The sequence below is a fragment of the Pontibacter sp. E15-1 genome (genome assembly GCF_022601975.1).
Lineage (GTDB): Bacteria > Bacteroidota > Bacteroidia > Cytophagales > Hymenobacteraceae > Pontibacter.
Window position 1 is genome coordinate 42547 of record NZ_JAKVIR010000034.1, and the last position, 22653, is coordinate 65199.

16 protein-coding genes are annotated in these 22653 nt (G+C 53.2%); 4 read left to right on the top strand and 12 right to left on the bottom strand.

Annotation, left to right across the window (positions count from 1 at the left end):
* Positions 1 to 41: 41 nt before the first annotated feature.
* The 5 genes from MKJ04_RS20075 to MKJ04_RS20095 all read right to left on the bottom strand — a co-directional run bounded on the left by MKJ04_RS20075 (position 42) and on the right by MKJ04_RS20095 (position 7438).
* Complete coding sequence (locus tag MKJ04_RS20075) at positions 42 to 1562, bottom strand: calcineurin-like phosphoesterase C-terminal domain-containing protein (RefSeq protein ID WP_241643580.1); 1521 nt, start codon at positions 1560 to 1562, stop codon at positions 42 to 44.
* 92 nt (positions 1563 to 1654) lie between these two features.
* Positions 1655 to 3094 carry a SusD/RagB family nutrient-binding outer membrane lipoprotein gene (locus MKJ04_RS20080; RefSeq protein ID WP_241643581.1) on the bottom strand — a complete coding sequence of 480 codons (1440 nt, stop codon included), beginning with the start codon at positions 3092 to 3094 and terminating at the stop codon, positions 1655 to 1657.
* 87 nt (positions 3095 to 3181) lie between these two features.
* On the bottom strand, positions 3182 to 6379 hold the full coding sequence (locus tag MKJ04_RS20085) for a SusC/RagA family TonB-linked outer membrane protein (protein ID WP_241643582.1): 3198 nt from the start codon (positions 6377 to 6379) through the stop codon (positions 3182 to 3184).
* Between the two features lie 193 nt (positions 6380 to 6572).
* Complete coding sequence (locus MKJ04_RS20090; RefSeq protein ID WP_241643583.1) at positions 6573 to 6782, bottom strand: IS3 family transposase; 210 nt, start codon at positions 6780 to 6782, stop codon at positions 6573 to 6575.
* Positions 6783 to 6844: 62 nt separating this feature from the next.
* On the bottom strand, positions 6845 to 7438 hold the full coding sequence (locus MKJ04_RS20095) for a DUF1080 domain-containing protein (RefSeq protein WP_241643584.1): 594 nt from the start codon (positions 7436 to 7438) through the stop codon (positions 6845 to 6847).
* Positions 7439 to 7751: 313 nt separating this feature from the next.
* On the opposite strand from MKJ04_RS20095, the gene MKJ04_RS20100 reads away from it, so the two are divergent.
* The 3 genes from MKJ04_RS20100 to MKJ04_RS20110 all read left to right on the top strand — a co-directional run bounded on the left by MKJ04_RS20100 (position 7752) and on the right by MKJ04_RS20110 (position 10528).
* Positions 7752 to 7916, top strand: coding sequence for a hypothetical protein (locus MKJ04_RS20100; protein WP_241643585.1), 165 nt, complete (start codon positions 7752 to 7754; stop codon positions 7914 to 7916).
* A gap of 316 nt (positions 7917 to 8232) precedes the next feature.
* Positions 8233 to 9450, top strand: coding sequence for a chromate efflux transporter (gene chrA / locus MKJ04_RS20105; RefSeq protein WP_241643586.1), 1218 nt, complete (start codon positions 8233 to 8235; stop codon positions 9448 to 9450).
* A 91-nt stretch (positions 9451 to 9541) separates the two neighbouring features.
* A complete protein-coding gene (locus tag MKJ04_RS20110) occupies positions 9542 to 10528 on the top strand; it encodes a DUF1259 domain-containing protein (RefSeq protein WP_241643587.1) in 987 nt (328 codons plus the stop codon).
* Positions 10529 to 10675: 147 nt separating this feature from the next.
* Here MKJ04_RS20110 and MKJ04_RS20115 read toward each other — a convergent pair whose 3' ends face one another.
* The 7 genes from MKJ04_RS20115 to MKJ04_RS20145 form a co-directional block, all read right to left on the bottom strand.
* Positions 10676 to 11848: a TolC family protein gene (locus MKJ04_RS20115; RefSeq protein WP_241643589.1), complete on the bottom strand. Its 1173-nt coding sequence runs from the start codon at positions 11846 to 11848 to the stop codon at positions 10676 to 10678.
* A gap of 4 nt (positions 11849 to 11852) precedes the next feature.
* Entirely contained in the window at positions 11853 to 14945 is a 3093-nt protein-coding gene (locus MKJ04_RS20120; RefSeq protein WP_241643591.1) for an efflux RND transporter permease subunit, read from the bottom strand.
* Between the two features lie 54 nt (positions 14946 to 14999).
* Positions 15000 to 16517 (bottom strand): efflux RND transporter periplasmic adaptor subunit, encoded by a 1518-nt coding sequence (locus MKJ04_RS20125; RefSeq protein ID WP_241643593.1) that lies wholly within the window; start codon positions 16515 to 16517, stop codon positions 15000 to 15002.
* 136 nt (positions 16518 to 16653) lie between these two features.
* A complete protein-coding gene (locus MKJ04_RS20130; protein WP_241643595.1) occupies positions 16654 to 16920 on the bottom strand; it encodes a hypothetical protein in 267 nt (88 codons plus the stop codon).
* Between the two features lie 158 nt (positions 16921 to 17078).
* Positions 17079 to 17480: a hypothetical protein gene (locus MKJ04_RS20135; RefSeq protein ID WP_241643597.1), complete on the bottom strand. Its 402-nt coding sequence runs from the start codon at positions 17478 to 17480 to the stop codon at positions 17079 to 17081.
* 158 nt (positions 17481 to 17638) lie between these two features.
* A complete protein-coding gene (locus MKJ04_RS20140; RefSeq protein WP_241643599.1) occupies positions 17639 to 18217 on the bottom strand; it encodes a hypothetical protein in 579 nt (192 codons plus the stop codon).
* 216 nt (positions 18218 to 18433) lie between these two features.
* Entirely contained in the window at positions 18434 to 20257 is a 1824-nt protein-coding gene (locus MKJ04_RS20145) for a patatin-like phospholipase family protein (protein ID WP_241643601.1), read from the bottom strand.
* Positions 20258 to 20532: 275 nt separating this feature from the next.
* Here MKJ04_RS20145 and MKJ04_RS20150 point away from each other — a divergent pair, with 275 nt between their 5' ends.
* Positions 20533 to 21108: a hypothetical protein gene (locus tag MKJ04_RS20150; protein WP_241643603.1), complete on the top strand. Its 576-nt coding sequence runs from the start codon at positions 20533 to 20535 to the stop codon at positions 21106 to 21108.
* Positions 21109 to 22653: the final 1545 nt, after the last annotated feature.

Here is a 22653-nt window from a genome sequence, read left to right on the forward strand (position 1 = left end):
GCGGGTTCTAAAGACCTTGTCTTGCCACAACGGGTCGCTTTCTAAGAGCGGCTAAGCTCTTTTACATCCACCTCTTCCCTGTACACATTCTTAAACCTGTCCGTCGCCTGCACCGTCACACGCTGGACAGCGTCTGATAATTTGGCGAAGAACATATGGTCTGTAAGCTGCGGCTCTACCCACTTGTGCTTGGCTGGCTTGTCCATGCCTAAGTGTAGCTTCACCGACAGCGGGTCCAGGGCCGTTTCGCGCTGCATTTCTCCCATTGGCTTGCCGTCCTCCAGCCACTCCACTTTCCACTCCGGGTCCCAGTTCCATATGTTAACCGCCAGGTGCTCTGGTTTTTCTTTCACGGCACCCACCGGATAAACACGCATCTGGTGTGTTTTCTCCTTGCCCACTGTTTTGTAGTACCACTGCAGGTCACTCCCATTCACCTCATACACGCCATAGCCGCTCGGAGTGCCGTCGAAACAAATAGGGCCCGTCCACCAGGCGCCGCACACCGTTCCGTGCACGTGCTCCACAAGATTTTCCCCGGTTATGAGCTTCTCATTGAAGTGCGTGTGCCCCGACATAATGTGCGCTTTGTAAGGCTGTAGCAGGCGGTATAACTCGCGGCGGTTGGACACCACGCCTCCTATTGGCTCCTCCTTCTCCTGGTTACGTACATGCTGCTGCGCATAGGCCGGAATGTGCAGGCTCACCACCACGGTGGCACCCGGCTTTACATGCGCAAGGTCCTGCTCCAGCCACGCCAGCTGGCGCTCTGTGATGTAGCCGATGTATTTTTTAGCTGTGCCGATGAAGAACACATCGTCCAGCACGACATAGTGCACCTGGCCACGGTTAAAAGAGTAATAGGTAGGGCCGAACAGGCTTTTAAACGTCTCTGTGGACAAGTCATCGGTGCGGGCATCAAGGTCCATGTCGTGGTTGCCGATTACCTGAAAAAAAGGAACACCCGTCGCAGCAACACCTGCTTTGTAATCATCAAACAATTCGAATTTATCCCACACCAAATCACCGCAGCCGATACCATGGAACAGGGCATTCTTGCCGTAGCTGTCTATTAACTTCCGGGTATCCGGGGCAGAGGTAGCCTTAAACACTTCCGCATCGGCCTTGGAGATCATCTGCGGATCGGCCCACACGACAAAGTTGTGCTTCGCATCCTCCTGCCCAAGTTTCTTCAGTTCAAAATCTGCCTTAAAGCGGCCCCGTGCAGGCGCTATACGCTTGTAAAAACGGGCCACGCCATTTTCGTTCGCAAACTCATATCCCCGTGGCACGGAGAGGTACACAAAATCTGCGCTGGCGTTGCTTGCCAGCTCGTAATTACCTTTTGCGTCTGTCAGCGTGACGTTGGTGCCGTCGGTTACGGCAACACCCGAAACGCCTTTGCCCTGGGCCAGCACTTTTCCAGAGAGGCTTATAACAGAGAGGTCTTTGCCTTTAGCAGGCACCGTAGGAGCCGCCTGCAGGGCGCTGACATCAAACGTCAAGCCTGCCATGCCCGCAAGCCCCAGCGATTTCAGGAAAGTTCTTCTTTTCTGTGACATAGTGATATGTTTGAAAGGACTTTGATTCTGAAGCAGCATCGCAAGGCTTTGGAAGGCCTTGCGATGCTTTCATTATTAAATGAATAGCAGGTCTACTTTTCCCACCACACTTTTGTGTTGATGGCGTCTCCACCCATGGCTTCCACTGCTTTCCGGTAATTGGCGCTGTTGCTAACCTGCACTGAAGACGGGTATTTGAAGCGCACGGGCACCATCTTGTCATTCAGCATTGCCTCTGTTTTCGGTAAAACAGGCAAGCCTGTGCGGCGGTACTCAAACCACTGCTGGTAATCGGTAAAGTAGAGGGCATAGTATTTCTGCAGCATGATGCGCTCCAGGGTACCATCATAGGCCGCCGCAGGGTTCTCAAAGTAATCAGCAGGCACCTCAATACCCCACTGCCTGATAGCCGCCTTCACCCCATTCTCATAATGCGTCTGCGCATCTGCGCTGAGAATGCTTTTCTGCGCCAGCTCGGCCTTGATGAACTCGACCTCTGCATAACCCATTATCACAGCAATCATAGGAGCCGTCACCAGCTCGATGTTAAGGTCGGACGGGATAAAATCAAACTGCGCATCGTTCCCGGCGTAACCGCTCGGAATACCCTTGTAGCCGATGGAAGTCACGCCGTCTGTCATCCTGGCCTCTCCTACAAATCTTTCCCGGCGGGGGTCGCTCAAGTCATTCAGGTTATCCAGGAAGAACGCAGCTGCGGCTCGCCCTGTCCGGAAGTCGACGGCGCGGCCCCATGGCGACACAAGCGGCGGAACGCCAGAAACCTGCAGTATCGCGGCCTCTTCGTTTTTGGTGAACACGGGGTATTCTGCCGGGTTATTAATAATCTGCGCCATTTTGTTAAAAGAATCCATCTCTTCACGTTTCGAGACCCTTAGCAGCAACCTCAGGCGCAGCGAATTACAGAAGCGCTGCCAGTTCTCCACCTTGTTCCCGTACAGGATATCCGTGCCGTAAATCATATCCCTGGAGGTGTCAAACAAGCCATTGGCGGTTTCCAAGTCGCTGAGGATGGTCATGTAGATTTCCTGTTGCGTGTCGAAGGCCGGGTAGAAAATTCCCTCATCCCCTCGGCCTGCCTCCACCATCGGCACATCTCCGAAGCTGTCGGTCAGCAGGGAGTAAACCCAGGCGTTCAGGGTCAGTGCAATCGCCTCGTAGTTGGGGTCCTGGGCCTCAACTGCCGCGGCACGCATCTCCCTGATGTTGGTGAGCCAGCGGTAGTAGGTGCTCCAGGTAGAACTGCCGGCATTGTCGCCGATGTCGTAGCGGTGCTCCCCCCCTGACGGGCTTGGGAAGGGAAGCGACACCTGCATGATCTCGAAGGTAAACGCAGCGCTCCTGGAGGTGTTGAAGCTGGCCATTTCATAGATGATGGGATTGAGCAGCGTACCGGGGCTGATTTTCTCAATCCTGTTCGGATCTAAGTTAATCTTTTCAAAGTCGTCGGTACACGAAACGCCGGCGCAGCTAAGCGCTAAAAATAAAACGAATGTTTTCTTTATGTTCATCATGATCTTTCTGTTAGAAGGAACCGCCAGTAAAAGAACTCCGCTACTGGCAGCCCTGTAAAGGATGGCTGTTACCTGGTGCTGGTTAAGTTAAAGTTTCAGAGTCACGTTTACCCCATAGGTTCTGGTGGAAGGCATCTGGCCAATCTCGACACCAGGCATAATGGAAGAGCCGTTCAGCGCTGCTGTCTCCGGGTCGAACATCGGGAAATTGGTGAGCATAGCCAGGTCACGCCCGTAAAGCGCGACACTTGCACCGTTCAGGAAGTTGGCCCTCGACAGCAGCGATGCAGGAAGGCTATACTCCAGGCGCACTTCCCTCAGCTTCATGAAAGAGGCGTCGAAAGAGTTAGACTCCACGTTGGCGCGGCGGTAGTAGCGCCTGTAGTATTGGAGCGGGCTTACCTGGGTGGTGTTGGGGGAGTAGGTGCCATCACTGTTTTCTACGACACCCCCACCCACGATATATCCTTCTTCACGGCCTTCCAGCGTGTGCTTCAGCTTGCCCTGCTCCGACATTTTGTGGTGGGTCTGCGAGTACACGATACCCCCGTACTGACCGTCTACCAGAAAGCTGAACCGGATGTTTTTGTAGGTGAACGCATTCGAGAGCCCGCCTTTCCAGTCGGCATAGGCATTGCCGATGTACTGTACCTCATCAGGGTAGGCAGGAAGGCCGCTCTTGTCGTACACAATCTGGCCGTCAGGGCTCCTGACAAAGCCATAGCCGTATATATCGCCTGTCGTGCCGCCGACTTTGGCTATAATGGTTGCCTGGCCGCCGGAGGCAATTACCTGCTCGTCCTCTATGCCTCCTGCCAGCTCCAGTACCTCGTTGTCATTCTTGGCCCAAGTTAGAGTAGTGCTCCACCTAAAGTTTGTGTTATCGATAGGTCTGGCATTGAGCACCAGCTCAACGCCCTGGTTGCGGACCTCCCCAGCGTTCAGCACAGCCCTGCTGTACCCCGTGGTCTGGTCAAGCGGCACGTCCAGTATCTGGTTGCGGGTAAAGCTCCTGTACAGCGTTACATCCATCCCGATTCGGCCCTTGGAGAGCATGTACTCCAGCCCTGCCTCGTAGCTGGTGGTAATCTCCGGCTTAAAGTCGACGTTGTGCAAGGTGGTGGGCACCGAGCCGGAACCTGCGAACTCACTCTGCCCGTAGTATTTCCTGGTCTTGTAGGGGTCTGTGTCGTTACCCACCTGCGCTGCCGACAGCCTTAGCTTAGCAAAAGAGATTTGCCGCGGCAATTTTATCAGGTCTGTCAGGATGAAACTCGAGCTGATAGAGGGATAGAAGAAAGCGTTATTCTGCGCCGGTAGCGTACTCGACCAGTCGTTACGGCCAGTCAGGTCAACAAAGATTTTGTCTTCGTAAGAGAAGGACGCTAAAGCATACAGGCTGTTGACTCTCTTGTTGCTGTGTCGGGTGGTCATCATGGGGTTGCTGATACCGTTCGAGAGCTTGTATACTCCAGGAATCACCAGACCATCTATCACACCGTTGGTGCCCCTGTACTTGCGGCTCATCCTGTTACCTCCAACCGAGGCCCTCACGTCTACCTTACTTCCGATTTTATCCCGGTAGGTCAGCAGGGCGTCCGTGTTCGTTTCGAAATCGAAAATGCCTTGCTCCTTGTAGTATCCGTATTGGAAGTTAGCGGTACTGAACGGGCGGCGCTGCTCCCTGTCTTCGCTGCTCAGGTCTATTCCTGAGCGCACCATCAGGTCCAGCTTTGGGGAAAACTCATACGTTGCCGAGAGGTTACCGACGGTCGCGTAGCTGTTCAGCGCGTTTGTCATTTCATAAGCGATGACATAAGGGTTATCGATGTAGGAGCTGAACGGGTGTATCTGGTCAATTTGCTCCTGCCCTGCTTTCCACCTTGGCTCGTACCAGGCCAGATCCACGTTAGGGTTCTGGAAGATCATAAAGTAAGAGATCGACTGGTTGTTGTAACCTGTAGCCGGCAGGTTGTCGCTTTTCTTGTTGGTGAAGTTTACTTTTGAGTTGAGCCGGAGCTTATCCGAAGCTGTATAGTTCAGGCTGAGTGCAGCCGTGATACGCTCGTAGCCGGTGTTGGGCATGATCCACTCGTTTTTAGAGTGGGTGACAGAGGCACGGGCGGAACCCTTTTCGTTCCCTCCTTCCACGGCTACATTATTGGTGATGGTGGAGCCGGTTCTGAAGAAGCCTTTCACATTATCTTTATAAGGCCTCCACAGACGCCGCTCTGCTGATTGGCCTTCGAGGGCCGGGTCGTACTGGTGGTAGTACTGGCCTTCGAACTTGGGGCCATAGGCACTACTGGTACTGCCTGTGTTACCGCCGTCTTCTGAGGCCCTGTAAGAGTAATAAGGTTCTCCTGCCTTGTTTTTGTTCTCAGTGCCCTGTCCGTACTCATGCTGGAAATCAGGCCACTTCAGCACATCGTTGAAGCTGATGCTGGTGTTCACAGTTACACCAATTCCTTTCGTCTTGCGCGCGCCTGACTTCGTGGTGATAATCAAGGCACCGTTGGCGGCACGGCTCCCGTAGAGGGCAGCCGCGCCTGGTCCCTTTAGCACAGTGATGCTTTCAATGTCATCGGGGTTGATGTCGGCAATACCGTTCCCGAAGTCTATCGGTACATCGTTTCCGGTGCCTGCTCCATAAGCGCTGCCTACGCCCGAGCTGGTCATGTCGCTGTTCATAGGCACGCCGTCCAGCACGATCAGCGCGTTGTTTCCATCAGGGTTTAGGGAGTTATCGCCCCGGAGCGAAACCCTTGTCGAGTTTATCGGACCGGAGCCAGGCGAGACAAGGCTCAGGCCGGCCACCTTGCCCGACAGGGCCTGCACAAAGTTGTTGGAGCGGGCCCTGTTCAGGCTCTCTCCGGAAACGGTTTGGGTGGCATAGCCGAGGGCCTTCTGCTCCCGCTCAATCCCCAGGGCCGTGACCACCACCTCCTGCAGCATTTTGTCATCCTCCTGCAGCTCCACATCAATCGTTGAGTTGCCGCTGTACGGCACTTCTGTTGGCTTGAAGCCTATAAATCGGAAGACCAGCACATCCTGTGGCGTCAGTGCTTTTGGTGAAGTAAAGCTGTATGTCCCGTCGACGTTGGTGGATGTGCCGAGGGTGGTGCCTTTCAGAAGCACCGTGACACCTGGCAGAGGTGCCCCCCCGCTATCAGTCACTGTGCCCTGCACGGCGTTCGACTGCGCAAATGCGCTGTAGCAACATAATAGCCAGACAAGAGTTGCTGCCACATATTTGCCAGTATCTTTCGTAAATGTAGAGTACATAAGCTTTGCTTTTTGTTCTCTGCAAAGCTACTCTCAAGAAGTTAAGCCCGGGTTACTGGCAGTTTATGGAAAGGTTAAGAGTTGGCTTCTTCTGAGCCGACACAAGCACCGTTTTCAACTATTCATCTGACATTATAGGCCCTTGAGGTGTGTCGAAACTGACGGACAGTAAACTTGCTTAGTGGTTGTAAAGTTAACTGTTCTTTTCATAGTTCATCGGGCTCAGGTAGCCTAAAGCGGAATGCCTTCTTCTGGTGTTGTGGTACATCTCGATGTACTCGAAGATTTCCGTCTGGGCATCCTGCCTGTTTTCAAAGGCCCCTCCCTCCAGCAGCTCTGCTTTAAACCTACTGAAGCAGGACTCCATGAAGGCATTGTCGTAGGCGTTGCCGGCTCGGCTCATGCTTTGCCATTCTTGAGGATGGTTTTGATTTCCTGGGTCAGGTGACAGGGAGAGCGCCTTTACTATAGCTCTGCCACCATGATGTTGCGGAAGTCAATGCTCATCTCATTGCCGGGATGCAGTTGCAGGCCGATCGGCCCTTTATCGGGGACATGTTCTGAAGTGTAGGTCATCACCTCTTGCCCGTTGAGCCACACGACATACTCCTTGCCCTGGGCCTGTATCCTCATGGTGTTCCAATCATCGCCTCTCAGCAGGCCCTCAACGCCTTCCGCCTCTACCGGATAGCCTTTCCCGGGGATGTACGGAGAGCCGGTCATGTCTCGCTTCAGCGATCCGGATATACCGATCTGAATCTGCTCCTTTTCGTTTCGCAAGAAGATGCCCGAATCTACCGTGCCCGCCCCCATTCTAAAGTCTGCCTGCAGGGTGAAATCGCGGTATTCTTTCTCTGTCCAAAGAATAGAGCCCTTTTTAGCGGGGCCGCTTTTTACCGAGAGCACGCCCTTGCCGGCACGCCACCAGATGTTGTTTTCCGGCTCCACCCAGCCCTTTAGGTTCTTCCCGTTAAAGATCCTCTTCCATTCCGGTTCCTGCGCGGGGCCCAGGGCCGATGTGAAAAGCAGTATGATTACTACAAGCAGTTTTGTTCCCATGATGTTGCATTTAGCAGTCATAGAGACCGCGTGGTTCAGAAATCCGAGGAGCAGCAAGGGTTAAGCCTGAATCCCGCTGATTTAATGATGCGCGAGACACACAGACCCTCATTTCCAGCAATGCGCTGAATTTCATGGTGCCTGATTCAGAGTTTGCCCTACTCAATATAAGGAAATATATAGCATCCTCAGCCTTTCTTGCTTTCTTTGATTCTGCAAGATTCTGTCTCGGCATTCCCCAATTTGCTGAAACGCCTGAAGGCAGCCTCCGCTGTAGCGGGACGGCTCTGTTTCTGGCATTCGACAGAGGAGCATGGGAGCAACAAATACCGGCAACAGAAAGCAACGCTTCGCCACCGTGGGACAGACCGACACTGGCCGTGTCCCGAACCGCCGCGCAAAGTTCCGGCAGCCAGAATGCTGGCTACCTCAAGACAGCCCGGAAACGCCTCAGGCTGTCGGAAAGCATGTGTGTTAATCTGTATGCCTCACTCCGTGTCGTGCGCCATTGCTCAGCTGATACGTTGCCAACAAAAAGCAACGTTTCGCAACGCAATAGTGACCCAGCGCGAGCTCCTGCCTATTGATGGGCTGTCCCGTAAAATTGGGGAATTATGATACAGGCTATAGCAGGATTAGACACATTATATACGGTTATAAAAATGAGGGGTGACATAAAGTTCAATGCGATATTATAAAAGTTATACAACTTCTACTGTATCACATTCATAACAGTGCCGTATTAGCATTGGCATAGCTCTCGCCTTGCCTCTCCATTAATTTAATCTAAGAAAATGCATGAATCATCAGGAACTACAGCCCTGCGTCAAACAAAGACGCAAATCTTCCTCCGTTTCCTGAGGTTCGGCTTCCTTGCCTGGGGAGGTCCGGTGGCCCAGATCGCCATGCTTAGGCGGGAGCTGGTGGAAGAGGAAGCGTGGGTGTCCAAAGAGCGGTTCAACCGGGTGCTGGCCGTTTACCAGGTGCTACCTGGCCCCGAGGCGCATGAGTTGTGTGTGTATTTCGGCATGGTCGCGGGCGGAAGGCTGGGCGGCTTCCTGGCGGGCCTCGGGTTCATGCTTCCCGGCTTTATCCTGATGCTGCTGCTCACGTGGCTTTACACCACCATAGGGATGGACACTCCGGCGCTCAAAGCTATTTTCATCGGGTTCCAGGCCGCTGTTATTGCGCTTATCTTCGCGGCTGTCCACCGGATCGGGAAACACGCACTGGTAAACAAAAGACTGTTTGCAATTGCAGCAGCTGCCTTTGTTGCCTACTTCTGCGGAGTCGGCTTTTTTGTTGTCCTGCCCCTTGCCGGGCTGGCTTACGTGTTCTGGATAAAGGGGAAAACAGCCTACTTAGCCCTTTGCGCGGCTGCCCTCGCCGCGGCCTGTGTGCTACTGTTCAACCCGGAGGTGCTGCAGCTCCAAAATACCGCTGTAGCCCCGGAAGCCTATTCACCCGCAAACGCTGGCAACCAGTCGCCACTTGCAGTTTTCTGGTCAGGGCTGAAAGCCGGGCTGCTAACGTTCGGCGGTGCCTATACAGTCATCCCCTTCATCCAGCAGGATGCGGTCATCAACAACGGCTGGCTCACCAACAGGCAGTTCCTGGACGGAATTGCACTTTCCGGTATACTTCCCGCTCCGCTTATCATCTTCTCCACGTTTGTGGGATACTTCGGGGCCGGATGGCCCGGCACCCTTATCATGACCTTTGCCATCTTCCTGCCAGCCTTCTCCTTTACGCTCGCTGGCCACAGCCTGATGGAAAAAGTGATCGATAACAAGTCCCTGCACAGCTTCCTGGACGGCGTGACGGCCGGCGTGATAGGGCTGATCGCCATGACCGCGGTGCAGCTCTTCAGAGCAACCATCACGGACTGGTTCACCCTGTCGGTGTTTGCCTTGTCCATGCTGGTGCTCTACCGCATCAAATCAAAGTTTACGGTGGTGTTCGTGATATTGGGCGCCGGGTTGATCGGATTGTCCCGGTACATGATTGGCTAAAACGAAGTGGCCTTCGAACATGGACAACAATCGCACTAATCCGTATTTCTCTCAACACACGTTTCATGTACAGCCATAAAACGCATTAGGTATGAACATAGCAAAACTTAACCGCAGGCAGGCACTTTATGCTACTGCCCTGGTAGGCACCGCCAGTCTCCTGGACTACAGGCAGCTATTTGCCTCCCCCAGACCACAAGGCCAAACGCCTCCTTTGAGCGCCCAGGAGATAGCTTCCATTGAGGCCGCCTTAGGCAAAAAGGGAAGCTACATACAGGAGCAGGAAGTGCACAACACCTCCCTTCCCCGCAACGACCTGAAGGTAACGGTAAAGGGAGAGCCTGTGCCTATACCGTTCGGCTTTGGCGGCTGGGTAGCCATCAAGAAAACCACCGACGGCAAGTCGGCTGTGCTTATGAGCGACACGGTGCTGCTGCAGGAAGAGGTCAACCCCTTGATCTCGGCTGTCCATGCCAACGGACTGGAGGTGAGCGCCATCCATAACCACTTCTTTTATGAGGAACCCCGCATCTTCTACATGCACGTGCACGGCATGGGAGAGCCCGCTGAACTGGCGCAGCGATACGCCGCGGCCATCAAAGACACAAAGCTATTTCCCGCCAACCAACCCAAGGCAAACGGTGCCTCGCAGAAAACAGGGAAAGAGCTGTTCGATATACCCAAACTGGATGCCATCCTCAAGCACCAGGGCGCGGTAAACGGCCCAACCTACAAGTACACCGTGGGCCGGGACGATCTAAACGTGAAGGCCATGGGTGCTGAGTTGACTACCGCCATGGGCCTGAACTCGTGGGGCTCTTTCGCAGGGACACAGGATAAGGCGCACATAGCCGGAGACATCGCGATGCTGGAGCAGGAGGTGAATTCCGTCATCAAAGCGCTGCGACAGAACAACCTGGAGGTGGTGGCGGTGCACAACCACATGCTGGGCGATGACCCGCGCATGGTCTTTCTGCACTATTACGGGCAAGGACCTGCCCCGCAGCTGGCCCAGGGGTTTCGGGCGGCGCTCGATGAGCTGGGCAGGCATGGCAAACGTGACGTGATGAAGCATTAGATACTACTGATAAAGCATACTGCTGTTGCCTTACACATTACTGTTCAAATTGTTCTAAAACAAAGAAGACAAGGAATTACCCTTGCCTTCTTTTATCATTATACCTCCTAAAGTAAAAACCGGTTACTAATACTTTATCCTCAAGGGCTACAGCGTATAGCGCAGCAGCTCGGCTGCCTTCTGCTGCGCCTCAGCCTCCAGTTCCAGGTATTTGTCATACGTATCATAGTAAAAGCTGAGCTCCATGAAGTACTCGGCGGCCGAGATCTCGCCAAAACGCAAGGCCTTCTCCAGCAGACGCAGGTTTTCAGGCCTGGCCATCAGTTCCTGGTAATCGCGCAGCGACTCCTGCAGCACCCGGTACTCCTCATAAGCCTGCCTTACCTCCTGCCGGTGCGCAACCCGTTCAGCCTCCAGCTGCGCCTGCGCGTATTGGCTATATGCCTGCTGTGTGCTGACGGTGTTGCGTCTCTCCCACAACGGAATGGAAATGCCGGCGTGTACTCCCTGGAACGTCTGCCCAAGTATACTCTGATAGCGGTAGCCGCCCTCCAGTTTAGGAAGGGCCAGTGCCTTGGCCACTTTCACTTTCTCCTCCTGCACCCTTGCTTGCTGCTCCAGCGTTTTCAAGCGGGGGTCTGATACTTCGATCAAGCTATCCAGCACCTCAAAAGCAGGAACTGCCGGCATGGCGGTAAAGGCTGTGTCGGATAGCGCAACGGGATTGCCGCCGTTTAGCTCCGTGAGCTTTTCCTGCAGCACTCTGCGCCTGGCCTTGTTTGCCTGTAACGTGGTGCGGATGTCCAGCAGCCGGACGCGCGCCTTGTTCTCGTCCAGCACGTTGCCCTCTCCGGCACGCGTGCTTTTCTGGAACCTGCGGTACAGCGCCTCCACATCCTCATAGCGCTTCTCCAACTCCCTTGCCTGCTTGTTCAGGTAGATCAGTTGGAGTGCGGCCTGCTGGGCCTCCAGCAAAATGTCCTGCCGCTGCTGGGCATACTGGTAATCCGCCTGAGCCTCCTGCAGGTTGGCCACGCGCCTTTTCCTGCCGTAGGCCGTCGGGAAGTCGATGCGCTGCGTCACGGCAAACTCCTTCTGGTTTCCGGCTTCTGCGGGCTGTCCGTTAAAGTAGTCATACTCTACAAGAGGGTCCTCCGGATTTAGGCCAGTTTTATACTCCAGCTTCCGGGCCTCACGGTACTGCGCCGCCGCCTGCAGGGTTTTGTTGTTGGCCGCCACCTGCTGCAGCACATCGGCAACGGATTGCTGTGCCTTTGCCTGCACCGCCACAAGCAGGCAAAGGCAAAGGATGGTTATCATATATCTATACATTGTCTTTCTCATTTTGATTGGACATCAGGAACACCGCCGGCACAATGAACAGGTTCAGCAAGGTCGAGCTGAGCAGACCGCCCAGGATCACCTGGGCCATCGGGCTCTGGATCTCGTTGCCCGGAAGATCGCCGGCCAGTGCCAGCGGAATAAGCGCCAGTCCTGCCGTGAGCGCCGTCATCAGGATAGGGCTGAGCCTGTCCCTGGAGCCCAGGATCACGCTCTCATACAAGCTGTGCCCCTGCTGCAACAGCAACTGGTAATGCGACACCAGCAGTATACCGTTTCGCGTAGCGATACCAAAAAGCGTGATAAAGCCGATGATGGCCGGTATGCTGATGATGCCTGAAGTGAAGAAGATGCTCCCCACGCCACCAATCAGGGCCAGCGGCAGGTTTAGTAAAATGATGCTCGACAGTTTAAGGGACTTGAACTCATGGAAAAGTATCAGGTAAATGGCCAGTAACGAAAGCAGCGAGGCGAACAGCAGTGTGCTGGACGCTTCCTCCTCCGCCTCAAACTGGCCACCGTACTCGATGCGGTATCCTTCCGGCAGGTCCACATTCGCTTGTATTTTCTCTCGTAGCTCCTCCACGGCACTGCGCTGGTCGCGACCGACCACGTTGGCCGACACGACCGTTTTGCGCTGCACGTTCTCCCGGTTGATGGTATTCGGTCCGCTGGTCGAGACGAAGTCCGCCACATAGTGCAGCGGGATCTTCTGCCCGTCATGGGTGTCGATCAGGGCGTTCTTCATCTTCTCGAACTCCCCGCGGCTGCTTTCGTCATAGCGCACCACCAGGTCGAAGCTACGTGCCCCTTCGTATACTTCCGACACTTTCTCCCCTGCAAAGGCCACGTCCACGTACTCAGCAAACTCGCCGGTGGTGATGCCGTACTTAGCCAGCATGTCGCGCCTGGCCCTGATCTGTATCTGCGGAATCTCAATCTGCTGCTCCACGCTAACATCGACTAGCCCCTCAACAGCGTTGGCCTGCTGCTCCACCTGCTTGGAGATGGAGAACATTTTCGATAGCTCGGGCCCAAATATCTTGATGGCGATGTTGGCCCGGGTGCCCGATAGCATGTGGTCGATGCGGTGGCCGATGGGCTGCCCGATGGTGATGTTGGCACCGGTAATGCCCGCCAGCTTTTCCCTTACCTCGGCCATGAACTCCTCGCGGCTGCGATCCTCCAGCACAAATGGTGCGTCGATCTCCGAGGCATTCACCCCTTGCGCGTGCTCGTCCAGCTCGGCCCTGCCCGTCCTGCGGGTCGTTATTTGTATCTCCGGCACGGTTAGCAGCGCTTTCTCCACCTGCCTGCCGACCTTGTTGCTTTCCTCCAGCGAGATGCCCGGCTTGCTGACGGTGCTGATCACCAGGGAACCCTCGTTGAACTCCGGCAGGAAGCTTCGCCCCAGCGTTGTCATGGCAAGCAAAGCCACCACCAACAGCAGGGCAGCGGCACCCAGAATCGCCTTCTTATGCCGCATGGCGCTACGCAGCGTGCGTTCGTAAAAAATGTTCAGGCGGTGCACCAGCCAGCTTTCACGGTGCTGCTTCAGCAGCATTTTATCGCGGGTAAGCATGTAACTGCATAGCACTGGCGTCAGGGTAATGGCCACGATCAGGGAAGCGAATAGCGACACGATAAAGGCGATGCCCAGCGGTGCCAGCAGCCTTCCCTCCATACCGGACAGGAAGAAAAGCGGCACAAAGGCGGCAATGATGATAAAGGTGGCGTTGATTACAGAGGAGCGTATCTCCACCGAAGCATCGTAGATAACCTTCAGCTTGTTCAGCTGCTCCTCCACGGGCTTGCGCGCATTCTCCTTCAACCTACGAAACACATTCTCCACGTCGATGATGGCGTCGTCCACCAGGTCGCCGATGGCGATGGCCATACCGCCCAGGCTCATGGTATTGATGGAAAAGCCAAGCCACTTTAAGGTAAGTATAGCCGCCATGAGCGAGATGGGTATAGCGAGCAGAGAGATGACAGTGGCCCGGATGTTCATCAAAAACAGGATCAGGACCACCACCACAAACACAGCGCCTTCCAGCAGCACCTTCTGTATGTTATTGATGGAGGCGTTGATGAAGTCTGCCTGCCGGAAAATTTTCGTGTTGATCTTCACGTCCTCCGGCAGGTTCTGGCTCAGGTCGGCCATGGCCGCGTCTATCTCTTCGGTCAGCTCCAGGGTATTGGTGTTAGGCTGCTTCATCACGGTCATGATCACGGCTGGCTCGCCTTTCAGCGAACCGTCACCGATCTTCACGGCAGCACCCACTTTAATGTCGGCCACATCCCCGATCCGAACGGGCGCATTGCCGTTCACCTTGATCACCGTGTTGGCGAGCTCCCCCAGATCGCTGGTACGCCCGATGCCGCGCACGATGTACTCGTTGCCGTACTCCTGCATAAAGCCGCCTGAGGCATTCTGGTTGGCCTCCTCGGCGGCCTGCAGCAACTCATGCAGCGACACATTGTAGTACTTTAGCTTTTGCGGGGAAGCCAGCACCTGGTACTGCTTGTACTCTCCCCCAATCACCACCACCTGCGACACGCCGCCAGTTGCCAATAGCCGCGGACGTATGCTCCAGTCGGCAAGCGTGCGCAGCTCCATCATACTGGTGCTGTCGCCGGTCACGCTGATGAGCATGATTTCGCCCATGATAGAGGACTGCGGGGCCAGCGTGGGAGTACCCACACCCTGCGGCAGGCGCTCGGCCACGGTGGCCACTTTCTCGGTCACAATCTGGCGGGCCTTGTAAATATCGGTGCCCCACTCAAACTCCACCCACACGATGGAAATTCCGGCAGAGGAGGAAGAGCGCACCCGGCGCACGTCGGTGGCCCCGTTCACGGCTGTTTCAATGGGAAAGGTCACCAGGCGCTCGGCTTCCTCCGGCGCCATGCCGTGAGCCTCGGTCAGCACAACCACCGTCGGGGCGGTCAGGTCAGGGAACACGTCCACCTCCATGCGGGAGGCCGTGATACCGCCGAAGACAAGCAGCAGCGAGGAGGCTACGATAACCAGCAGCCGGTTATGCAGCGAAAATTTTATGATATTATTTAACATTTTTTCTCTTTTGAAACGAATGGGCAGGACTCGTAAAAACGCTCACCCTCGTGGTTAATGTTCGTGTCCGTGGGCCGGCACTTCACCCGATGCCGAGGATAATTTGATCTGGTAAGCCCCCTTCGTGACCACACGCTCTCCCGGCCTCACGCCGGAGAGCAGCTGCACGTTTATACCGTCGGAGGCACCCAGTTTTACTTCCCGCTTCTCAAAGGTCTCCCCCGCCGTCTGCACGTATACATAGTGCGTGCCCTGGTCTTCCATGATCGCGCTGACAGGCACAGTTAAAGCATTGGGCAACGACGCAGAACGCAGGTATACTTCCACAAAGGAGCCGGGTATCAGTTCGCCACGGTTGGCTATCTCGAAGGTGATAGGGATAAGGTAGGAGTCGGCACCGGCGCTTTTGCCGTAGGCCAGCAACCTGCCGTTCAGGTTTTCGGTATCATATACTTCCCCGCCCGGCACTTTAAAGCTGGCAGACTTCACATTGGCTAATTGGGATGCTTCCGTTTGCGGCACCTCCGCCCGAAGCACCAGACGCTCGTTCTGTGTGATACTGGCAAGCGGCTGCCCCGCCTCCACAAACTCTCCGTCAGAGACCAGCACGGATTTGATGAACCCGCCCTGCGGTGCGGACACGCTCAAGCCCTTAGGGCCGTAGTTGCCGGCAATGGTGCGGTAAGCCGACGCGGCATTCTCGTAAATCGCTTTACGGCTTTCAAACTCCCGCTGGGAGATGATCTGGTCTTTTACCAGTTCTTTGGCTCGCTCGTAGTCAGCCTGTGCACGCTGAAAATCGGTGCGTGCCTCCCTCACACGAGTGTCAATGTTGCCCTCGGCCACGCCCCCACCGGAGATGGTGAAAAGCCTTTCCCGCGCTTTCACTGGCGATCCAACAATGACGTCGTTACCAGCCAGCGACACAACACCGCTCGCGCTGGCCGTGATCGTTTGCTCGTCTCCCGGGGCCGGCATGATCTGCCCGGAAGTTCTGATGATGTTGTTAAAAGGCTGTGGCGTTACCTGCTTTGTGGCAAACTCCACCTTCCAGGCCTGCTCCTTCAGGAAAGGCACCTCCTCACCCATCGGTGCAGCGGTCTCTTTGGTGTCGGCCAGCGCCGCTTCCGCGTTCGGGTAAACCTGCAGGCTGTCGATGACGATCCTGTCAGTGAGGTCGCCGGACCTGACGTCAAAGATAAGTTTGTACCCGCTGCCGGCTTCCCTGGGCTGGAGCGCAGGGCCAAAGATGCCCGGCGAGCGAGGCTCCTGCACCGTCTGGCGAATGCCTTTGTCACCCTTTACAAGGCTGACCGTTAGCTGTCCCTCTGTAAGGGGTGTGAAGTTTTCTCCCAAGCGCGTGACGTGTGCCGCAAAGGAGGAAGTCTCGCCTACTATCAGCGGCTTGAACTCCACGAACAGCTCGGTTTTGTCGGTATAGATGGTATAGGAGACAGGCTCCAGCTCGTCTCCGTGGGGATGGCCGTGCTCCGCTTCGGTTTCGGCCCCGTCGTGGGCGTGCTCCTGATCCTGGCCGCAGCCTGAGGCGAAGAGCACCAGGCAAAAAGCCATAAGGCTTACATATGATTTTAACATGTGATTCTGATATGGCTGTAACTCAAGTGTACATTTGGTCCATAGCGGCTTGCCCGGGAAGCATGCGGCTGTTTGCCGCACTCCCCGGGTAGCGCATCAATGGTTCAGCAGACTAGTGCTGGTGGTCGCCCTGTCCGTCGTGCGAGTGGGTTTCCGTGGCGGCTTCGGTCACGGTAGTGTCGCCTTCCACAGTGAACTCTTCCTGCTCATGCGGGTGGCTACCGTCGCTTTCATGCGGATGACCGTGCTCCTCTTCTGATGTGGCCTCGTGCTGGTGGGAGTCTGGCCCGTGCTCATGCCCTTCTTCGCTTGACGTGTTAGAAGAGCAGCCAAAAGTAAACAGCGCCATCGCTGCAATGGAGAAAATAACCTTTTTCATTTTGCTTAAAAGTTAATGGTGTGGAAAAACAGGGGTTTCTTAAAAGAAGGGGTGCTCTTTGCCATTCACGGCAAAGTATAAGCGCACGCATAAAATGCACGCAAAGACCATAGCCAAGTAGGCCTCGGCTGAGCTGGCAAGAGCGATAACTGGATGGGCTAGGCAGCCGGAGGGCCGCGCTGCGGGAGGTGGGCTTGGTGTGGTGGAGGCGAAAAGCCTATGATGTGCAAGGCACTTTTCCGCACTATGCCGGCGACCGGTGCCTTAGGTATAAACAGAAACTCCTCGCTTCTGGCGTCCGAGAGAGGAGCCGAAATTAAGTTGTTTTGTCGGGTTGACACATGCGGCTCTCCCTGTACGACCGAGTGGAAGTAGTGGCTGAAAGGGCTCTCCTTCTGCTCCGGTTCATCATGATCGTGGGAATGCCGGTGGCTATCGTGGGCATGGTGCCGTGCCTTTATATCTGCTTGGTGGAGATGCTCGTGCGGCATGATGCCGTGCACCAATACCAGTGTATAGGCAAAAAAGGTGAGCAACAGGACGGCAACACGTTTAGACATCAACCAAAGTTAGCCAATAATTGGCTTATGTCCAATCTGTAGGATCTCATAGCAAGGTACAGGTGCATTTAGGAGCAGCAGTCAGATTGTAGCGTGGGTGGAGGGTCTTCATATAACAAGCGTTGTGTTCAGCAGGCGAAGTAGAAGGGGCTAAGCGATTACATCAACCTATGTACTATTTTATTTTCCTTACAATTCATTAAACTTTTTATCAGCAAAAAAGAAGCAAGGGAAAAAGCGACTACAAATGAAAAGAACAGAGAGCCCAACTTCATTCTTGTCATTTGTTCTCCCCAAGCAACTCCCTGGTCTGTAAGGTTTGGGAAGTCGTTCAGCAGGCTTAGCGTATTTAAGTTCTCCAGATAATCGAACGTTACTCCTAAAGCTGGTAGTGTTGCTATAAATAGCAGCTTCGAATTTGTGTTGGTTACTCTCTTAAGCAGGTATGCTAGCACCGAAATGAAAAGCAATCCATAAATTATAGGGTATATCATATCGATTCGGCCAGCAATGACTTTATATAAATCTCTTCCTTCTGTCCCTAACTTTTCAAAGTCATACAGAACTTCACTTGTAGCGTAAGAGAATCTAATATCTAAGAGCTGTATTTCCTGACCTGCAATATCTTGTAACCTTGAACTGTAAGTAGGGAAAATGCGAAACGTGACGAAACAAAACGAAGCGAACAGTGGCAGAATGTACCTCCAAGTCGATATTCTGTTTAATACACTAATCATACCTGCTTTATTAATGAAAAAATATTAGCCTTGAGCAGGCTTAACTCTTTGATCGCGGCTTCGGCTCCATTCCCAATGTTGTTTGCTGCATCTTGAGGAAGTCTTATAAAAAAGATAGTTGGTTTGTTGTCCTAGAGACACAGGTGCCTATAAAGCCGAGTTACTCAAGGAACTCGTTACATCGTGGGCTCTTGAGAATATTTGAGATATAAAAGCTTAACTCCGCACTAATTTTCGTCTGTTTAAATCCTTCCGGATTATTTCCATTACTTCATCCGCCGCCCTGTCATCAAGCCTGGCTGCGACAAACTCTACTATCATATCGACAAACCAGTTGGAGTCATGGGTGTTGTTCATGAGCTTGTTGATTCGCTTTATGATAAGGTCATAGTACCTGTCCAGAAAGTCCTCCTGAGGCAGGTCCATCTTGTAAAGCGGCAGCTTACCGGTCTCTTCGTAGGTTATTTGCTTGACTCCCTCCCTGATCTTCCTCTCTCTTACTACGATAGGCTTTTGCAGCGTCACATCGGGAATGATGGGAACCCACTTTCTTCCCTTTTCATCTTCAAAGCAGAAGCGTTCGAGGGCGGCCCGGTCTCTGTACCCGTCGATTACGGCACTTACGCAGGCATACTGCTCGTTAGGGCTTCCGTCCTCATTGACTTTTCTCTCCTCGGGGTCCACCACAAAGTACTTTCTCAGAAAGCTCTGGCAGTTGTGCCGTCCCAGGAAGTAGTCGTGTATCCTGTACTCCTTGCTCAGAAAGCCGCCGAACCCGGCGAGGGCTCCGCAGGCTATGGCATACTCCGGCCTGTCCACGTCATCCCGGGAGGGGGCAATCACATGGAGCCCGTAGCTGTCCTTGTCGTAAGCCTCTATGGCCTCCTTTGCGTCAAAGCGCAGCTGCGAGGCCATGGCGAAAGCAAGGTCGGTGGCATAGCTGAACACGTGCTCAGAGCGCGGGGCGGGCTCCTCTATGTCAAAGTCGTAAGAGGGGAAGGGGTCAATGAGGATAACGGAAGAGTTCTCAAGCCCAATGCTTTTGGCCTCCATTCTCTCTGTGTCGTTCATAGCGTTGACGGATGCCAGCTCCTCCGTTCTGTCCTCCTCCCGCAGCCGTACCTGCAGCAGCAGGTCGCGCATCAGCTCGACAGGCTCATTGTTGGAGGTGCCCCCGTCTGCGATCAGGCTTTTGTACAGATCCTCCTCCTCTGTGATCGTCTTACCAAGGCCGATGGTGCCCTTCCCGAACTTGCCGTTCTTCCTGAAGAAGGGGTTGTCCCAGATGTACTTTGCCTTTCGGGACAGGGGCCTTGCTCTCAGGCCGATGGGGAACGCGCCGGTGGCTTTGGATGCCTCTATCAACGGTTTCAGGTTGTCTAAGTTCCCGGCTGAGATCTCCATGCGGCCGTCCTTCTCATAGCGGTCGCTCCACCTGAAGTGGGCCAGGTCCCTGTGCTCAGAGATGTACTGCTCAGCGGCGCCGAGTGCTTTGCTGTTCAGTTGGTATTTCATGCCCGTCACGTTGAAGAGCGTCATGAACAGCTCCGCGTCCTCACTGACAAAGGCCGGTTTTCCGATTCTACCTGAGGCGCTTACCTCCCTCACATAATCCTCGAACTTCTGGCCAACCTTGTCTATGAAGCGAGCGTTCATGGCAGAGGGAATAAAATAATTGTCTATGTCTTCGGTGTCGAGCATCTGGTCGAATACATCGCCCCCCGTAAGCTCCACCCACAGTTTCCAGAGGATGTTTTTCTCAGGACTCACCTGCAATGTCCGCCCGTCATCTTCCAGCACCGGGTGCTCTATTTTGTCCCGGAAGGCGAAGTAGGCCATGGCGGCAGTGATGCCTCCTCCAGACGCCCCCCCGAAAAGGTCAATCTCCACGTTATGATCAGGAACACTGGGATCTGTGCCTCGTGCCTTCTCCCAGTTCTCCAGTGCCTCCAGGAGATAATCCATGACACCGGCAGTATAGGCCCCCGCGGATACGGAGCCCGCCAGGCAAAGGCCAAGATGAAAAGTCTGTTTGCTCATAGTTTTCTAAGTATAATCAAGCTTCTTAGAATGCAGTCATGTTATAATACGATTTAAATATTATTTTGTCTTATAATAATTTAACACGTATAATCTCATACTGATGCTGCTTTGTAGGGTATCGGTGTATTCTGTGACTCGGTCAACACTTTTTATAGCGTGTCATTAGTCGGATGGATAACGTTGTTGCCGAGGCTATGATCTGTCCTTCCAAGGAGGTAAATGAACAACCAACAGACCTATTGTAATACCCTTCAACTTTAACCGCAAAACGAATGAGGACAGAATTTGTAACGGCTATAGCCACTATTGCTGTCATTGTAGCGTTGGCAATCATCATTTATGTTTTCAGCCGAAGCAAAAGAGAGGAAACGAAAGTTAGGTACGCAGATTATGACGGAGCAAACAAAGCACTGGAGCGCCTTGGGGACTGGGCTAAGTGGATGTCGGGAATCCAAACAGCCGTGTTGGGAGCCGTTGGTTTTATCATAGACAAAGTTCCAGTTGCGGGAAAAGACAATTTAATGTCCCTGACAACGACTGTGGTTATATTGTTGATTGGCGCGGGGCTGTTTTGCAGTGCTTGGGTACTTTCTGCATTGCCGTCCATAACAATACGGGTTCCACAAAAGCTTAATGTCAAGCAAGGCATAAAAGTGCCAACACATTACGATGTTTATGAATACTCCCTTTATGGTATATTCAAGGGAATCCGCCTCGTGTTCATGGTTACTCTCCAGCACTGGCTATGGGCGCTTGGACTGTTAGCATTTGGCTTCCTCCTGTTGCAGTTCTCTCAATTGCCACCTTCGCCATCTTCTTCTCCTTGCACGATCCAAATTCAAGACTAGGCTTCCCTGTCTACTCATCAAAGAAGCCAATCACATTCCGCACTGTCAACTTTTTTCAGGATGAGGCAATAAATAGATAATATGCAGCGCGAACCTATTTTCTTGGAGCGTATTTGGTGGGTAAGCCCCATATTAGCGTCTCTACTAATTGTAATCACCAGCTATTATCTCGACAGCTACTTTATCATACATGAAAATGTAACTATCAGGGTTGCTACCACGGCTGTTGACAATAGCACAGAGTACGCTCAAAGGGTTATCTGGATGGGGAGCTTTGGACTTTATGTCCTCGCCTGGTCCGTTGCCGCAGGGACCTGCCTTTATGTATTTTCTAAAAGTTGGCATTTTATAAATGATTTGCGGGGAAACAAGTTTAATCTTACAGTTGCCTTAACCTCTATAGGCAGTTGCCTTAACCTCTATAGGCACCCTCGCTCTGGTTATTTGGCTGACACAGGGTTCAGACGATTGGGCATATGAGAATCCTATTTTCATTTTGATTGAATGTTCCCAAACTGCTCCTTTTGGCACGGCTAAACTATGGACAATGTTTTTGGAAACGCCCGGTGACATTATAGTGTTATCTTGTGTGTTGGCTACAACAGTACTTATTTTGCCTTTTTCTCCTTCCATAACCTCTGACAGAGAGAAGGTAAAGCACCTCGCCCGCAATCTGCGGCTCTTGCGATTGGTCCTTTATGCTGCCATGGGACTGTTGGCGGCTGACATAATCGAGTACAATTCCCTAATGCAGTGGTCAATTGCTTTCATACATATACCTGACAGGCCCGAGATCAGTAAGATAATAGCGGCTTTGGTGTTCTCCGAAGGAATTTATTACTCTAGCTTATTGGCTATCATTTACGTACCTGCGGCCATGATATTAAAGGAACGAGCTCTTGAGCCTTATCCTGTTCCATAACTTTTTCAGAAACGAAGATTATCGTCATCAACTCTCGTTTTCACTGAAAAGACAAGCTCTTATTCAGGTTTTTTGATTGATTGAGGTCGTTTTCAATGCGCATTATTTTGAAACCTCCAAAATCATTTGAATTAAGAACTTTTCCAGGGAAGTTATGGAACAGGAAAAGGCTCTTGAGCTCATTCCTAAGGGAACCCCACCTCATGAGTTAGAGATAACTCTAAAGGAGAAAGGTATAGTTGCCCCTTCCCCCTTGGAACAACTAAAACCTTTGGCTGCGGTACTGAGCCCTCTTTTAGCAGGGATGTCAATCGAATGGTTAAAACTATTAGGCCTATAGTAGATTAGTCTCGCATAAAGGATATTTCGGAACGAAGTGCGCGGTTGTGCCTAGTTTACAAACCAGGCACAACCTTGGGTTCCGTATCGAAATACGGCCATTTTAACGCTACAGATCTTGTTGCTCGATGTTGCCTTTGCCTGAGAACTTACGTTGCCCTGGCTCTGTAGCAAACTAAATCAAACTGAAACCAAACACTTTCAAACCTAGTGCTCTACCAATTTAATTTAAAGAACTAAAAGTGTTTTAAAATCCTTTTACTGAAAAGCAAGAGGCAAAATGG

What these genes read in the sequence shown, in the direction of transcription:
- MKJ04_RS20075 (WP_241643580.1), bottom strand. Translation starts at nt 1,562, where the DNA reads ATGTCACAGAAAAGAAGAACTTTCCTGAAATCGCTGGGGCTTGCGGGC.
- MKJ04_RS20080 (WP_241643581.1), bottom strand. Translation starts at nt 3,094, where the DNA reads ATGATGAACATAAAGAAAACATTCGTTTTATTTTTAGCGCTTAGCTGC.
- MKJ04_RS20085 (WP_241643582.1), bottom strand. Translation starts at nt 6,379, where the DNA reads ATGTACTCTACATTTACGAAAGATACTGGCAAATATGTGGCAGCAACT.
- MKJ04_RS20090 (WP_241643583.1), bottom strand. Translation starts at nt 6,782, where the DNA reads ATGAGCCGAGCCGGCAACGCCTACGACAATGCCTTCATGGAGTCCTGC.
- MKJ04_RS20095 (WP_241643584.1), bottom strand. Translation starts at nt 7,438, where the DNA reads ATGGGAACAAAACTGCTTGTAGTAATCATACTGCTTTTCACATCGGCC.
- MKJ04_RS20100 (WP_241643585.1), top strand. Translation starts at nt 7,752, where the DNA reads ATGGGAGCAACAAATACCGGCAACAGAAAGCAACGCTTCGCCACCGTG.
- chrA (WP_241643586.1), top strand. Translation starts at nt 8,233, where the DNA reads ATGCATGAATCATCAGGAACTACAGCCCTGCGTCAAACAAAGACGCAA.
- MKJ04_RS20110 (WP_241643587.1), top strand. Translation starts at nt 9,542, where the DNA reads ATGAACATAGCAAAACTTAACCGCAGGCAGGCACTTTATGCTACTGCC.
- MKJ04_RS20115 (WP_241643589.1), bottom strand. Translation starts at nt 11,848, where the DNA reads ATGATAACCATCCTTTGCCTTTGCCTGCTTGTGGCGGTGCAGGCAAAG.
- MKJ04_RS20120 (WP_241643591.1), bottom strand. Translation starts at nt 14,945, where the DNA reads ATGTTAAATAATATCATAAAATTTTCGCTGCATAACCGGCTGCTGGTT.
- MKJ04_RS20125 (WP_241643593.1), bottom strand. Translation starts at nt 16,517, where the DNA reads ATGGCTTTTTGCCTGGTGCTCTTCGCCTCAGGCTGCGGCCAGGATCAG.
- MKJ04_RS20130 (WP_241643595.1), bottom strand. Translation starts at nt 16,920, where the DNA reads ATGAAAAAGGTTATTTTCTCCATTGCAGCGATGGCGCTGTTTACTTTT.
- MKJ04_RS20135 (WP_241643597.1), bottom strand. Translation starts at nt 17,480, where the DNA reads ATGTCTAAACGTGTTGCCGTCCTGTTGCTCACCTTTTTTGCCTATACA.
- MKJ04_RS20140 (WP_241643599.1), bottom strand. Translation starts at nt 18,217, where the DNA reads ATGATTAGTGTATTAAACAGAATATCGACTTGGAGGTACATTCTGCCA.
- MKJ04_RS20145 (WP_241643601.1), bottom strand. Translation starts at nt 20,257, where the DNA reads ATGAGCAAACAGACTTTTCATCTTGGCCTTTGCCTGGCGGGCTCCGTA.
- MKJ04_RS20150 (WP_241643603.1), top strand. Translation starts at nt 20,533, where the DNA reads ATGAGGACAGAATTTGTAACGGCTATAGCCACTATTGCTGTCATTGTA.